Raw genomic sequence first — 14,207 nt, forward strand, 5'->3', positions numbered from 1 at the left:
TGGCGGCGCAATACTTTACACTGGTATACCTTGGATTTTCAGACCACGGATAAGCGTGTTTTTACGGAGATCCTCAATGCGGATAATGCCGATCTGTTCAAACGCAATTTGTTGATGATCCCTAAGATGACCGAGATCGAGGTCACCGATCGGGTAAAGCGTCGGAGCAAGTTTGATTTTGTGATGAGTAACGTCAATTTTGGTATTTGGGGTAGCACCGGTATCTTGATTTTTGGTGGGGTTGTTACCTTAGTGCTCATTTTATTTGCGATTTTTGATAATTTCTTCAAGTAACGATCATTTATGGTTCTTAAATAACAGTTAACCCATATTTTTAATTCGCCTGCCAGCAAGCTGCCTCCTTGCTGGTTTTTTTGTTTTGTTCAGAAAAAAATTATTTTGGCGTAAAATGTCAGACCTCAGGGGGTTCTATCGTAATATAGGGTGTAAGCGAGTATGACAGGATTTGATTCTTGTCAAGGAAGGAGGAGGGGCGAGATGGAAGAAGCGGAGTTGATTGCTCGTTTGCGGGCACAAGATGAAGCGGCTTTGACGGAGTTGGTCGTTAGCTATGGCGGGTTTATCAATCAAGTGATTCTGCACAATTTGCCGAATGATTTTCGACGAGATTTCACGGCGGATATTGCCAATCGTTGCTTTTATCAAGTGTGGTCGCATATCGGGCAGTATGATGCGGATAAAGGCACTTTCAAAAACTGGTTGAGCGCGATCGTCAAGCACCAAACAATCGATTATCAGCGGGGACTAAAAGCGATGCTGCAGAACACCACGCTGGATCATGTGGTTCTGTCTACGCCGCCGATTACGGAGGAATTAGATTACGAGGCGATTTTCGCCTCGCTTTCGAAGACAGAACGGGAAGTTTTCATGTTATTTTATCGTGATGATTTCTTGCCTGAAGAAATCGGTAAGAAGTTACGGATGAAGCGCTGGTCCGTTTATAAGCATTTATCACGCGGACGCAAGAAACTACAAGAGGAGGGTGTTATCAATGACTACTTTACTTAATCCGTTTGTTGATGTCGTTAACCAAATCAATGGCTTTCCGGAACTACCCAAAGGCCGCTACTTTAACGGGTTGACCCCGGAGCTCCACGAACGTTATCGGGTCAAGAAAGTCAAGCTATATATTACTTTGCAGAAGGCGTTACAGGAAGTTGATAAAATTCTGGAGCCTGATGAGAAAATCGTCAATATGATGCCGGTCACCAATGAGAATGGTTCGAACGCGGCGACCAGCGGGGTGATGGGCATGTATGCCGCTAAAACCGCAACGGCTGCGGACTACATCAAGGAACAAGATAGCTTGCGGGATAATCGCCTGATGATTTTCACGGATCGACGGATGATTTTCTTCGTGATGATCGAATTTATTGACGATCCTACCGTTTATTATTCCTACTATTATGATCGAATTCCTGTGCTTAAATTGAAGAAGCATCGAGAATCTATTCCCGCCGATAACAACCGACCTTGGCGCCGCAATGTTCTGCACTGGTACACCTTAGACTTTCAGACCACAGATAAACGCGTGTTCACCGAGATCCTCAATGTGGAAAATGCCGAGTTGTTCAAGCGTAATCTCTTGATGATCCCCAACATGGCTAAGATTGAAATCTCTGATTCTGTCTTTCGTGGGACTAAGTTTGATTACATCTTCAGTAATATCAACTTCGGGATCCGTGCCAATTACGTCATTTTTATCGGAATGGGGATCGTCTTGGGGATCAGCCTCATTATCTACTTACTGACCCATTTTCTGTGATACGCGCCGGATACCAAAGCTTTTCAAAATAACTGTTAACCCATATTTTAATTCGCCTGCCAGCAAGCTGCCTCCTTGCTGGTTTTTTTGTTGGCTTTTGCTGAAAATCGCTCACTTACTAAAAAGAAACTTTCACGAAAAAGTGGCAACTTTACAAGATATTTACATAAATCATACTGAAAATTTATACTCACTGGTTAAACTGTGGTTGTATTCAAAATTAGGGATGACACAGAGCAGGAGTGTAGAGATATGAAGAGAAAACTTGCATTAGGTTCACTGATCGCTGCCGGATTAATGTTATTGGGCGCTTGTAGCGGATCAGGTAGCGCTTCCAACGGTAGCAGCAGTAGCTCCAGCAGCAAGAAAGCAGAATCAGCTAAAATCATGGTCGTCGGCTCAACCGCGTTACAACCATTAGTCGAACAAGCGGCGAAGGATTTCCAAAAGGAAAACAGCAACATCGTGGTCAATGTTCAAGGTGGCGGTTCCGGCACAGGGTTAAGTCAAGTTTCGCAAGGCGCGGTCACCATTGGGAACTCGGATATTTTCGCTGAGGCCAAAGATGGGATCGACGCTTCTAAATTAGTCGATCATAAAGTTGCGGTTGTGGGGATGGGACCAGTCGTTAACAAAGAAGTTGGCGTGAAGAACATTACCATGGCGCAATTAAAGGATATTTTCACTGGGAAGATCACCAACTGGAAAGATGTTGGCGGCAAAGATGGCGCGATCACTGTGATCAATCGGGCAGAAGGTAGCGGGACCCGCGCGACTTTCGAAAACGCGGTGCTTGATGGCGCTAAGGCAGTTAAGTCACAAGAACAAGATTCCAACGGGACTGTTCAACAAATCGTTCGCTCAACACCAGGTTCGATCAGCTACTTGGCTTTCTCATACTTCAAAGATGATATCCAACCATTATCGATCGATGGTGTTGAACCGACTGACAAGAACGTGACCACCAACGAATGGAAGATCTGGTCTTACGAACATATGTATACTCAGGAAAAAATCGACAGCGCGACTAAGAAGTTTCTGGAATACATGGACTCAAAAGATGTTCAGTCTGGCCCGGTCAAGGATCTTGGCTATATCAGCATGCATGACATGAAAGTTGTCAAGGACGCGAAGAACAAGGTCAGCGAAAAATAAAGTAAGCGAGAAGTGAGATTATGAAAGAGGATAAGCTCTTTGCCCGCTCTAAAGAGATCCGACAAGATAATTGGGGCCGGCTACTCTGCTACATCAGCGTCACGATCTTGTTGCTACTGGTTGTGACGATTGTCTACTTCATTAGTAGCAAAGGCCTACAAACGTTCACCAAAAATCACGTTAATGTTTGGTCATTTCTGACAACAGCAGATTGGAACACCAGCTTGGATGCCCACGGGCATGCGGACATTGGGGCCTTAGCCTTGATCACAACCTCGTTTTCGACAACTATGCTAGCGGCCGCTATGGCGACACCGCTAGCTTTTGTTATCGCGATCTACGTGGTGGCGCTAAAGCCAAAATTTGGGCAACGTTTTGTCCAACCAGTGATCGAATTACTGTTGGGGATTCCTTCAGTTGTCTACGGGTTCATCGGCTTGACCGTTTTGGTACCGATCATTCGCGGGAGGTTCGGCGGTACGGGCTTTGGGATCTTGGCCGGGGCGTTGATCTTGGCCTTGATGATCTTGCCCACGATCACGTCCTTGTCGATCGAAAGCTTGCGCAGTGTGGATCCCAGTTACCAGAAATTTGCCTATACTTTGGGGTGCACCCATTGGCAAATGATCTATCACGTCATGTTGCGGATCTCCGCGAAAAAACTGATGATCGCTGTGATTTATGGGATCGCCCGGGCCTTTGGTGAAGCGCTGGCAGTCCAGATGGTGATCGGCAATACCGTTCAAATGCCCACAAGTCTGGTCTCGCCAACGGCAACGCTGACCAGCAAATTGACCACCGATATTGGCAACACCATTGATGGTACCCTGCCCAATAACGCGTTATGGACCTTGGCCTTGATCCTATTGTTGATTTCCTTGGCCTTTAACTTGATCGTCAAAGGATTCACCCGAGGAGGCGAGGCTAAATGAATCGTTATCGAACTGATAAATTTGCCCGTGGTCTGATCTACACCATTGTCGGCGCGATCATTGCCTTGATTGCTATCTTCATTGGCTATTTGCTGGTTCAAGGCTGGTCCACGATCAGTTGGTCGTTTCTGACCACCGCCAGCGATGACGGGCTGGGCATTCGCGATCAACTCTTCAACTCATTGTATTTGTTGATTTTGACGCTCCTGTTGTCCTTTCCCATTGCCTTAGGTTCCGCCATTGCCTTAACCATTTACGGCAAGAAAAGCCGGTTCGCCGCCATCGCGGAAATGGCGATCCAAGCTTTGAGCTCACTACCTTCGATCATCATCGGGCTCTTTGGCTTCCTGTTGTTAGTTCTGAAGTTCAAAATTGGCTTTTCCGTGCTATCTGGCGCGATCGCGTTGACCTTCTTCAATCTACCGATCTTGACCCAAAGTATTTCCTTGGCGATCGCGACGGTTCCTGAGGCGCGCATGACTGCCGGCGTTTCCCTTGGTGTTTCCAAGTGGCATACGATCACCAAGGTGATTTTGCCTGAGGCGATGCCGGGAATGATCTCAGGCATCGTGCTTAGTGCCGGCCGAGTTTTTGGGGAGGCGGCGGCTTTGATCTACACGGCTGGTCAAAGCGCGCCGAAGTTAGACTACTTCAATTGGAATATTTTTGATGCCAACAGTTTCTTGAATCCTTTGCGACCGGCGGAAACATTGGCGGTCCATATTTGGAAAGTCAATACTGAAGGGCTGGGCGCTAACGCCGAAGCTATCTCAAAAGGCACGATCGTTATTTTGATCTTGACCATCCTGGCCTTTAATTTGCTGGCGCGGCAATTGTCCCGACGACTGCAACGTAAAATCTACCATTAAGTGGTGGAGCTAACTGTTAATGAGGTGCGATGATGTATGATACTGCAGAGACCTATTTGAATTTTCCTGATTTGACCAATGCCTTGACGACCAAGGATCTAACGGTCAAATATGATGATACCTTAGCGCTGCACCCTTGTTCCGCGGTTTTTCCGAAAAATCGGATCACGGCCTTGATCGGACCATCAGGCTCTGGTAAGTCAACCTTTCTGCGTTGTTTGAATCGGATGAATGACGAAGTGGCGACGATCGGCGGGCAGATCGTTTTTGACGACACGAATATCAATGATCGCAAGCTAAACGTTTATCAATTGCGGCAACAGATCGGCATGCTTTTTCAGCAGCCGAATCCATTTGCTCGCTCGATCCGCTTCAACTTGTCCTTTGGTCTACTTGAACATCAGAAAATCAGTAACCAAGATTTGCAGCAAAGAATGAAGCAGGTATTGAGTATGGTCGATCTTTGGAATGAATTAGATGGTGATCTGGAGCGCAACGCTTTGCAACTATCAGGGGGGCAGCAACAGCGGCTTTGTTTGGCGCGGACCTTGATGTCGATGCCGCAAGTTTTGTTATTGGATGAACCGGCCAGTGCATTGGATCCAATTTCGACTGCCAAAATCGAAGCAAATTTGCTAGAATTAAAGCAGAACTATACGATCATCATCGTGACCCATAATCTGGAGCAAGCGGCGCGGATCAGCGATTACACAGCCTTCTTTTACGATGGGCAATTAATGGAATTCGATGCGACGGCGCAGTTGTTTATCAAGCCGCATTTGGCGATGACTGACGATTATTTGTCAGGGAATTTTGGGTGATGATCATGACAGAGAATAGTTTGACGACCAAGGATGTTAAAGTTAGCTATGGCAAGTACGAGAGCCTTCATGGCGTAACTTTGGCTTTCCCAAAAAATAAAATCACGGCTTTGATGGGACCGTCTGGTTGCGGCAAATCGACTTTCTTACGCTGTTTGAATCGGAGCAATGATTTGCTTCCTGATGTGACTGTTAGTGGTGAGATCGAGTTTGAGCAGCAAGATATTTATGGACCCAAAGTCAATGTCGTTGCTTTGCGGACTCAGATCGGCATGGTGTATCAACAACCAACACCGTTTCCCTTTTCGATCTATGAGAATGTGATCTTCAGTCAACGAATGATGGGGATGCGTGAGCGACGTCAGGCCGATGAGATCGTGGAGCGTAGTTTGCGTCAGGCGGCCATCTGGGATGAGGTCAAAGATCGGCTTCATCGTTCCGCGCAATCATTATCTGGTGGTCAGCAGCAACGGGTCTGTTTAGCCAGTGTTTTGGCGGGGGCCCCGGAAGTGATTTTGCTTGATGAACCAACTAGTGCTCTGGATCCAATTGCCAGCGCGAAGATCGAAACGACCTTGCTGGCCTTAAAGGATAGCTATACGATCGTGATCGTGACTCATAATTTACAACAGGCCAGTCGGATCTCTGACCAGACCGCCTTTCTGTTGAATGGGAATTTAATTGAGGCCGGAGCGACTAAAGAGATTTTTATGAAGCCGCGTGAACAAGCAACCAGTGATTATTTGAACGGGAAATTCGGATAATTTCGGATAGGAGACAATCATGGCACAACAATTTTTTGATGAGTTGAAGAGTTTACAAACCAACTTCATGAATATGGGCATCACCGTTAGTGAGCAAATCTATCAGTCAACCAAATCATTCATTGATCATGATAAAAAGTTGGCCCACGCCGTGATCACGACGGATCATGATATCAATGAAAACGAGATCGACTTGGAAAAACAAGCGCTATATTTGATGGCGTTGCAACAGCCGGTGGCAACTAATTTTCGTGAAGTGATCTCGATCCTTAAAGCTAGTTCAGATTTAGAGCGAATCGGAGACCATGCAGTTGGCATTGCCCGCGAAACGATTTATATTAAGGGTAATCAACGGATCCCTGAAGTTGAAGAGCAGATCGCCGAAATGACTAATAGTGTTCGTAAAATGTTGGAAGAAGCATTGGACGCGTACTTTCACGAAGATGCGACCGTTGCGGAAAACGTCGCCAAGGCGGATCTAGGGATCGATCAACAATTTATGACGATCCGTAAATCGATCACTGATACTGAGTCGCAAAGCGTTGATCTGGCACCAGCCAGCGCTAGCTATCTGATGGTGGCGCGGTTCTTGGAACGGATCGGCGATCATATCGTCAATATCACGGAGTGGATCGTTTATAGTAAAACCGGGAATATTGTTGAATTGAGTAATGATAAACGACGCTAGGTCGTTGGGGATTATTTTTGAACTGCTTTGAGAAGTATGGCTGCCGACTTGAACCGATTTGAAAAGTGCGGCTTCTGTATTTATTTCTCCGCTTGATTGCAGGTATGGCTGGGTTTGGGTGGTGACGCAACCGCCTCAGGGCGTTTGTAGTGGCTGGAACGCAGTGGGCATCGTTTGAAGCCAATCCGTAAAAGCAGCGGCTTGTCTTCAAATCGAGCCTTTGTCTAAGTAGCTGCTGGCGCACCTACAAAGACAAATTTAACTGCTGAGCCACACGCCCTGAGGCGGTTGCTAGGCAGTGTAGAGCCTATCTGCAATCTGGGCGAAGTAGGTTACGGAGTGCTTTTACTAGTGTGGTGGTCAAAACAATATCATTTCAATTGATAAAAAATCCTGAATGGTTGTCTCGACCGATTATCCAGACTAGTAATCCCAAGTTTTTTGACATGTTATTCAGTTGCTGGTGATTATCAGGTCAATTGTTATGGTGTGACTATCGGTGCGAATTTGTAATTGCTAACTATGGTCGTCAACTGCGTGGGAATCTGTCACTTTACACGAGCAGGCAGAATGGCGTGGCAGCTTAGTCTGCTTAAAACGGTTGAGCAGGCGGAGTGGAGTGTGGCGGGTGAGATCGCCGTGAAATTGGTCTTAGTGGCTGTGCCACTTAGACCAAGGCCTGATTTTAAGACTCGCAAAGCGAGGCTTAAAACAGCGCCCACAGCGAGCTCACCCGCCACACGCAACGCAGCCCGCGGCCAAGATTGAAACAGAAGAGACATAGCGAGTTAACCCCGAACTATGCAGTGGAAGTTACGGGTAAGATGTAGAAAATCAGCGAGTTTGCCCACCACACGCAACGTAGCCCACGGCCAAGATTAGAATGGAACAGTAGCGACCAAGACAAGAAGCGAAAGTTTAGGTGTAGACTAATGCAAAACAAGATATTGGTCTTGACCAAACAGCTCAAAATTTTCATTATGCTCAATGAGAAACTGGCGGAACAACATTATTCGGTCTTTAATGTCACCTCTGCCTTAAGCGCGGCCCAGGCGATCGCCAGTCAAGAATTTAACGCGGTGATCGTTGATTTAGATTGCTTAGGTTTCGAAGCTTCAAGTCAGTTGGTTGCGCAAAATCGTGAGGCGATCAATGGACCGATCGTGGCGCTTGACGCGGCCCCCTCAGCGGATAATCTATTGGCGTTGTTTGCTTTGCGGGTCGATGATTATTTATCAACGCAAGTTTCTTTTTCTGAACTGTCAGCGCGGCTCCAACAACGGATCTGGGTCTATACGACACATGAGCACGAACGTCCAGAGCATCCTGAATTAGCTGACGAAGTGCAGTCTTCGGCGATCCATTTAGATGATTTGACGATCGATCTGCAACATTATCAAGTCTTACGTCAAGGATTGGATCTGGGGCTCACCCCCAAAGAATTTAAACTCTTGATTTATTTGATCAACCATAATGGTCAAGTGCTCAGCCGCGAACAGATCTTGAACAATGTTTGGGGGTATGATGAGCTAGAATCCTCACGGATCGTTGATATTCATGTTAGTCACTTGCGCGATAAGATCGAGTTGGATTCAAAAAATCCGCAGATCATCAAAACAGTTCGTGGTTTTGGCTATATTTTCGAGGATAAACACTTGAAAATCGATTATCAAAAATAGAGCAGGGCAACCGTTTGGAACGGGTTGCCTTTTTTGTTGGCCTTGATCTTGGCGGCAAACTGGTCACGATCGAACTGGTGACTTGTGCTATACTGAAAGCAATCAGAACGAGTTAGACAAGGGGTTGTTTTGTTTTTGGATGGGAAAAGAGTCCGCCATTTATCAGCCACACAATTGATCGCTTTGAGTTTTGTCGGGTTGATCTTATTAGGAACATTATTATTGAATTTACCGATCGCCAGTAAGGATCAGCAATCCGTGGGTTTTTTGAACGCGCTATTCACCGCGACTTCTGCTAGCTGTGTCACTGGCCTAGTGGTGGTCAACACACTGGCTCATTGGACGATTTTTGGGCAAGTGGTGATCATTACCTTGATCCAATTGGGTGCGCTAGGTTTTATTTCGATTTTCTCGGCCAGCTTGTTATTGTTCAATCGGCGGATCTCGTTGGAGAATCGCGTGGTGATCAAAACCGCCTTTGGTCAGGAGCGGATCGGTGGGATGGGTGCGTTTATCAAACGGGTCGTCCAGATCACTTTAATGATCGAAATGGTCGGAGCCTTGTTACTGACGATATTTTTTCATCAAGCGGAATCGATCACTTGGGGCAAATCAGTTTACCAAGGCGTTTTTCACGCGATCTCGGCGTTTTGTAACGCAGGTTTCGATATTCTGGGCAATAGCAGTTTACAGCCATTCAACGGTAACGGCGCTATTATTTTGACCGTTAGTGTTTTGATCATTTTGGGAGGACTAGGTTTCCCAGTGATCATCGAGTTCTTTCGGCGTTTGACCAGTAACCGGCAGTGGTCAGTCCGACGTCGCTTGCAAATGCTCTCGGTCCACGCCAAGATTGTTTTTGTGATGACTGGCAGTTTACTTCTGATCGGTACATTGACGATCTTAGGGTTGGAATGGCAAAATCAAGCGACTTTGGGTCCCTTATCTTGGGGTCAGAAAATCCTCAATGCTTTTTTTCAATCGGTGACATTGCGAACGGCGGGTTATTTTTCAATTGATCAGGCCGGCCTAACGGACCTGAGTAAATTGATTTCTTCTCTATTGATGCTGATCGGCGGGTCACCGGCAGGCACTGCTGGCGGGATCAAAACTGTTTCGATCGCCTTGATCTTGATCGCGGTCCATACGGCGATCAAAGGGCGTTCTGAGCTGATCAGTTTTCACCGGACTTTGCCGTTACAATTATTACAAAAAGCTTTAACGGTGGTCTCGATGTTTGTGCTGTTGGTCTTGGGCGCGGTGGCGATCTTGACCTTTTCAGAACAGGATTCCGGCTTTCAGCATAGTTTACTAGATTTGGTTTTTGAAGTAAGCTCGGCATTGGGGACTGTGGGATTAACAACGGGGATCACGCCACATTTAAGTGATATCGGCAAGATCGTGATCGCGCTTTGCATGTTTATTGGGCGGCTATCACCGATCACCGTGATGGTGGCGTTGACTCATCATATGAATCAACATGATGTCCACTATCCGAGTGCGACAGTCATGATCGGATAAGGAGATAAAAATGGATATTGATCGTACTAATTTACAGTTCGCGGTTTTTGGTCTCGGCCGTTTCGGCATGAGTATCGTACGGACCTTGGCTGACTATGATGCGACTGTTTTGGCCTGTGATATCAAAGAGGAGCGTTTGAATGAAGCGGCGGATTACACCAACCATTTGGTTCAAGCTGATGTTTCTGATGCTGATACGTTAAAAGGCTTAGACCTTGCTGATTTTGACGTGGTCGTTTTAGCGATGGGTGAGAATTTTGAGGCGGCGATCATGGCAACGATGACGGCTAAAGAATTGGGTGTTCCCAAGGTCGTTGTCAAAGCGCTAGGTGAACGACAGAAGCAGATTCTCGAGAAACTTGGTGCCGATCGCGTGATCTTGCCAGAAATCGAAATGGGTGAAAAAATCGCTCACAGTTTGATCGACCCGGACATGATCGATATTTTGGAACGTGCGGGTCGGCAAGCTATCACCGAAGTACATCCGCGGGCGCAATGGGTCGGACATACCGTGGCCGATTTGGATATTCGCAACAAATACGATTATAACATTATGGCTGTGATCCGTAATCAGGAGATCATTATTCCCGTGCCCGCAGATCTGACTTTACAAACGGATGACGTCTTGATCATGTTAAGCGCGGAATAGAGTCTGCCACTGGTCAGTTATGAATTGATGGTGGGGCAGGTATCCTGTGGTCTGATTGGGGTATGGCCAGCAACCGCCTCACCATTTCGGCTAACCATCGCTCACCTGGCGGAGCACAAGTTGCGTCAAGCTACTTGCGACTCGAATGAGCAATCCCAACCGGAGCTGCAGGCAGGGTCTGTCAGGAATTCCCGAGTTTTTGGTAACAAAATGTAACTTGCCACTTGACAAGGACCTGTTTTTTCTGGAATAATAATTGTAACGAAATATTGCACGATCGGTTGGAGCTATGCTTTCAAGGCGAGCCTTCTTGGGGTGAAGAAGGGCCTTTTAGGCGTAGTTCTTTTTGTCGGTCTGAATTGAAAAGGAGTTTACTATGTTTTATAACCAACATCGAAAAGAGGTCCTCGAAAAACTACAAACTTCCCGTTTTCGCGGGTTGACTGAAACGGAAGCGGCGAATCGCTTAGCTCGTGATGGGCGCAATGAGTTGGTCCAAAAACAGCCTGATCCTGGTTGGAAGATTTTTATCCGGTCGTTTAAAGAGCCGATCGTGATCGTTCTTTGGATCGCGGTGGCTTTGGCGATCCTTAGTTCGATCTATGATTTCCAGATCAATGGCGATTTTAGTCATGGGCGGGCGTCACTTTATGAAGCAATCGCGATTTTTGCGTTGATCATTGGTAATGCGGTCCTTTCCTATGTGCAGGAAACAAAGGCGCAGAAGTCGTTGGATTCTTTGAAACAGTTGGCCGATCATCAAGTCGCGGTTTTACGTGATGAGGACTGGCAGAAAGTCGACGCGGCGGAGCTAGTCGTCGGTGATATCGTGTCAGTCAAGATGGGGGATTTCTTAGACGCGGATCTGCGTTGGTTGGCCGCAAACGAATTACAGATCAATGAATCTCATCTGACCGGCGAAGCTGAACCGGTGCTGAAAACGCGGTTCATGTTAGCTGATGATACCCAACTTGGTGACCGCACTAACATGGGTTTCTCGGGCTCAACGGTAGTCAATGGCAATGGCGTTGGCGTCGTAGTCGCCACGGGGATGGCGACTGAATTGGGACATATCGCGAATTTGCTCGACAGTGTCGAAGCTAAAAAAACACCGATCGAGCAGACGATGGCTAATTTAACGCGGAAATTGATGTATGTCGCGGCGGCGATCGTGGTGATCGTATTAGGTTATGGCATTGCGAAAGAAGTGATTGCGACTGGTCAGCTCACAGTCAGTGGCGTGGCCGATAATTTATCCACTGCGATCGCGTTAGCGGTTGCGGCGATCCCCGACGCGTTACCGGTCGTGTTGTCGATCGTCCTAACCATCGGCGCCACCAGCTTAGCTAAGAGCAAAGGCTTGATCAAGTCACTAAATAGTGTAGAAACGCTTGGCGCGACAACGTTCATCGCTTCTGATAAAACCGGGACCTTAACTAAAAACGAAATGACAGTCACCGATTTTTGGGCTAATGGCATCGCCTATGAGGTCGATGGTAATGGTTATGAACCGATCGGTGAGATCGAACCCGTTGAAGAAGCCGATGTGGGCCGTTTCGATTACCAACGCTTTATCCATGCGGCGGTTTTGAATAATGAGGCGAGCGTTACCCAAAACGAACACGGCAATTATCGTCCTTTTGGCAATCCAACTGATGTTTCCCTGATCGTGCTGGGTCAAAAAGATAAAGTCTTTCGTGACGATCTACTGAATCAAACGGGTCAGGATGATTATGATATCCTTCGGGTCTTTCCATTCGACAGTACCCGCAAAATGATGAGTGTTGTGGTCAAAGATGGCGCGCACTTCAAGGTTTTGACTAAAGGTGCTCCGGACGTGATCTTAACGAAAACCGATCAAGTGTGGCTCAATGATCAAATGCGACCGATCGCTGCGGCTCGTGATCTAGTGGAAGCGCAGATCCATACTTATGCGAAACAGGCTTTGCGAACTTTAGCGGTCGCTGAACGGACCATTTCAGCTGAAATGGCGGAGAATGGGAGTCAAGGCGAGTTAGAACAGCATCTACAACTGTTGGGGATCGCGGGGATCATTGATCCACCGCGTGCGGAAGTCAAACGTTCCGTGGCGATCCTGGAAAGGGCAGGGGTCAATGTGGTGATGATCACAGGAGATCATGCGGAGACTGCGCGCGCGATTGCTTATCGCTTGGGGATCGTGCACGATCAGGCCGCTCGTGTTGTTCAAGGCCGTGAGATCGAAGCGATGAGTGATCAAGAGTTAGCGGCGATCGTTCCAGATATTCGCGTCTATGCGCGGGTCTCCCCTGAACACAAGCAGCGAGTGGTCAAGGCGCTTCAGGGTCATCAAGAGATCGTGGCGATGACCGGTGATGGCGTTAACGATGCGCCAGCTTTACGTGCGGCTGATATCGGGATCGCCATGGGGATCAATGGTACTGAAGTTACCAAGGATTCTGCTGATTTGATCTTGATGGATGATAAGTTTACGACGATCGAAAAATCAGTGGCGGCAGGTCGAACCATTTTTGGCAATATCAAAAACTTCATTCGGCATGAACTGACGACCAATGTCGCAGAAGTCCTGTCCTTGTTATTAGGTGTTTTCTTTATTACCGCGCCGATCGGTGAAGTTTCAGAACTAACACCAACACTGACCGCATTGATGGTCCTATGGGTCAATATGATCAGTGACGCGTTACCTTCTTTCGCTTTAGGTTATGATGAAGCTGAACGTAATATCATGACTGAAAAGCCGCGAGATACGAAACAATCGGTTTTTGCTAATGGCTTACTCTCACGGGTCTTGATTCGTGGCGTCGTGATGGGCGGTTTGGTCTTTGGCGCCTTTGTCTGGGCGGCACAATCAGGCTATTCGGCGGCAGAGTGTCAAACGATCGCCTTTCTGACTTTGGTTTTCGGCCAATTATGGCACGTTTTTGACGCTCGTAGTTCTCAAACCCTATTTCGCCGTAATCCCTTCAGTAATCTTCATTTAGTCGCGGCGGTCTCCTTTGCGGCGATCGCTTCATTGGTGGTCACGATGTTTCCTTTATTCACTGCTGTTTTTGGAACAGTGCCCCTGACTTGGCAACTTTATTTGGCCGTGATCTTCATTCCGGCGTTGCCGACCTTGATCCTATCAGGATTGAAGGAACTATTTCCGATCACGTTGTGGTGAAACGGTTCTGACTGATCGATCAGAATAAAGATTGAAAAAAGAATCTGTCCTCACTTTTCTAGGGAAAATTGAGAACAGGTTCTTTTATTGTTAGTGAAAACAACTAACGATTTTGTTAGGTACTTTCTTATTGTTTATCGATAAATCAATGCTATAATAAGATGATTGGATTTATCGATA

General features: G+C 47.0%; 12 protein-coding genes and 1 pseudogene. All 13 read left to right on the plus strand.

Going from position 1 to position 14,207, the window contains the following annotated elements; translation table 11 throughout:
* Positions 1-294, plus strand: a pseudogene (locus OCU21_RS08490) (hypothetical protein); the annotation flags it as partial.
* Positions 295-498: 204 nt separating this feature from the next.
* On the plus strand, positions 499-1,029 hold the full coding sequence (locus tag OCU21_RS08495; protein WP_261806985.1) for a sigma-70 family RNA polymerase sigma factor: 531 nt from the start codon (positions 499-501) through the stop codon (positions 1,027-1,029).
* Positions 1,013-1,786, plus strand: coding sequence for a hypothetical protein (locus OCU21_RS08500; protein ID WP_261806986.1), 774 nt, complete (start codon positions 1,013-1,015; stop codon positions 1,784-1,786). The genes OCU21_RS08495 and OCU21_RS08500 overlap by 17 nt, the downstream gene beginning before the upstream one ends.
* A gap of 252 nt (positions 1,787-2,038) precedes the next feature.
* On the plus strand, positions 2,039-2,941 hold the full coding sequence (locus OCU21_RS08505; RefSeq protein WP_261806987.1) for a phosphate ABC transporter substrate-binding protein PstS family protein: 903 nt from the start codon (positions 2,039-2,041) through the stop codon (positions 2,939-2,941).
* 20 nt (positions 2,942-2,961) lie between these two features.
* Positions 2,962-3,873, plus strand: a complete 912-nt coding sequence (gene pstC, locus OCU21_RS08510; RefSeq protein ID WP_261806988.1) for a phosphate ABC transporter permease subunit PstC — start codon at positions 2,962-2,964, stop codon at positions 3,871-3,873.
* On the plus strand, positions 3,870-4,742 hold the full coding sequence (gene pstA, locus OCU21_RS08515; protein ID WP_261806989.1) for a phosphate ABC transporter permease PstA: 873 nt from the start codon (positions 3,870-3,872) through the stop codon (positions 4,740-4,742). The genes pstC and pstA overlap by 4 nt, the downstream gene beginning before the upstream one ends.
* Positions 4,743-4,771: 29 nt before the next feature.
* Positions 4,772-5,563: a phosphate ABC transporter ATP-binding protein gene (locus OCU21_RS08520; protein WP_261806990.1), complete on the plus strand. Its 792-nt coding sequence runs from the start codon at positions 4,772-4,774 to the stop codon at positions 5,561-5,563.
* Positions 5,564-5,568: 5 nt separating this feature from the next.
* The gene (gene pstB / locus OCU21_RS08525; RefSeq protein WP_261806991.1) at positions 5,569-6,327 is read left to right on the plus strand and encodes a phosphate ABC transporter ATP-binding protein PstB; all 759 of its coding nucleotides are present in this window, start codon (positions 5,569-5,571) and stop codon (positions 6,325-6,327) included.
* Between the two features lie 19 nt (positions 6,328-6,346).
* A complete protein-coding gene (gene phoU, locus OCU21_RS08530; RefSeq protein ID WP_261806992.1) occupies positions 6,347-7,015 on the plus strand; it encodes a phosphate signaling complex protein PhoU in 669 nt (222 codons plus the stop codon).
* 932 nt (positions 7,016-7,947) lie between these two features.
* Entirely contained in the window at positions 7,948-8,694 is a 747-nt protein-coding gene (locus OCU21_RS08535; RefSeq protein WP_261806993.1) for a response regulator transcription factor, read from the plus strand.
* A gap of 135 nt (positions 8,695-8,829) precedes the next feature.
* Positions 8,830-10,215 (plus strand): TrkH family potassium uptake protein, encoded by a 1,386-nt coding sequence (locus OCU21_RS08540; RefSeq protein WP_261806994.1) that lies wholly within the window; start codon positions 8,830-8,832, stop codon positions 10,213-10,215.
* A 10-nt stretch (positions 10,216-10,225) separates the two neighbouring features.
* Positions 10,226-10,864, plus strand: a complete 639-nt coding sequence (locus OCU21_RS08545) for a potassium channel family protein (protein WP_261806995.1) — start codon at positions 10,226-10,228, stop codon at positions 10,862-10,864.
* 376 nt (positions 10,865-11,240) lie between these two features.
* Complete coding sequence (locus OCU21_RS08550; RefSeq protein ID WP_261806996.1) at positions 11,241-14,027, plus strand: cation-translocating P-type ATPase; 2,787 nt, start codon at positions 11,241-11,243, stop codon at positions 14,025-14,027.
* Positions 14,028-14,207 lie beyond the last annotated feature (180 nt).

Origin of the sequence: Lapidilactobacillus luobeiensis (assembly GCF_024345205.1) — a bacterium.
Taxonomy (GTDB): domain Bacteria; phylum Bacillota; class Bacilli; order Lactobacillales; family Lactobacillaceae; genus Lapidilactobacillus; species Lapidilactobacillus luobeiensis.

Bases quoted from the DNA above. Each gene is read 5' to 3' on its own strand.
- pstC (WP_261806988.1), top strand. From the start codon at position 2,962: ATGAAAGAGGATAAGCTCTTTGCCCGCTCTAAAGAGATCCGACAAGAT.
- pstB (WP_261806991.1), top strand. From the start codon at position 5,569: ATGACAGAGAATAGTTTGACGACCAAGGATGTTAAAGTTAGCTATGGC.
- OCU21_RS08550 (WP_261806996.1), top strand. From the start codon at position 11,241: ATGTTTTATAACCAACATCGAAAAGAGGTCCTCGAAAAACTACAAACT.
- OCU21_RS08500 (WP_261806986.1), top strand. From the start codon at position 1,013: ATGACTACTTTACTTAATCCGTTTGTTGATGTCGTTAACCAAATCAAT.
- pstA (WP_261806989.1), top strand. From the start codon at position 3,870: ATGAATCGTTATCGAACTGATAAATTTGCCCGTGGTCTGATCTACACC.
- OCU21_RS08520 (WP_261806990.1), top strand. From the start codon at position 4,772: ATGATGTATGATACTGCAGAGACCTATTTGAATTTTCCTGATTTGACC.
- OCU21_RS08535 (WP_261806993.1), top strand. From the start codon at position 7,948: ATGCAAAACAAGATATTGGTCTTGACCAAACAGCTCAAAATTTTCATT.
- OCU21_RS08495 (WP_261806985.1), top strand. From the start codon at position 499: ATGGAAGAAGCGGAGTTGATTGCTCGTTTGCGGGCACAAGATGAAGCG.
- phoU (WP_261806992.1), top strand. From the start codon at position 6,347: ATGGCACAACAATTTTTTGATGAGTTGAAGAGTTTACAAACCAACTTC.
- OCU21_RS08505 (WP_261806987.1), top strand. From the start codon at position 2,039: ATGAAGAGAAAACTTGCATTAGGTTCACTGATCGCTGCCGGATTAATG.
- OCU21_RS08545 (WP_261806995.1), top strand. From the start codon at position 10,226: ATGGATATTGATCGTACTAATTTACAGTTCGCGGTTTTTGGTCTCGGC.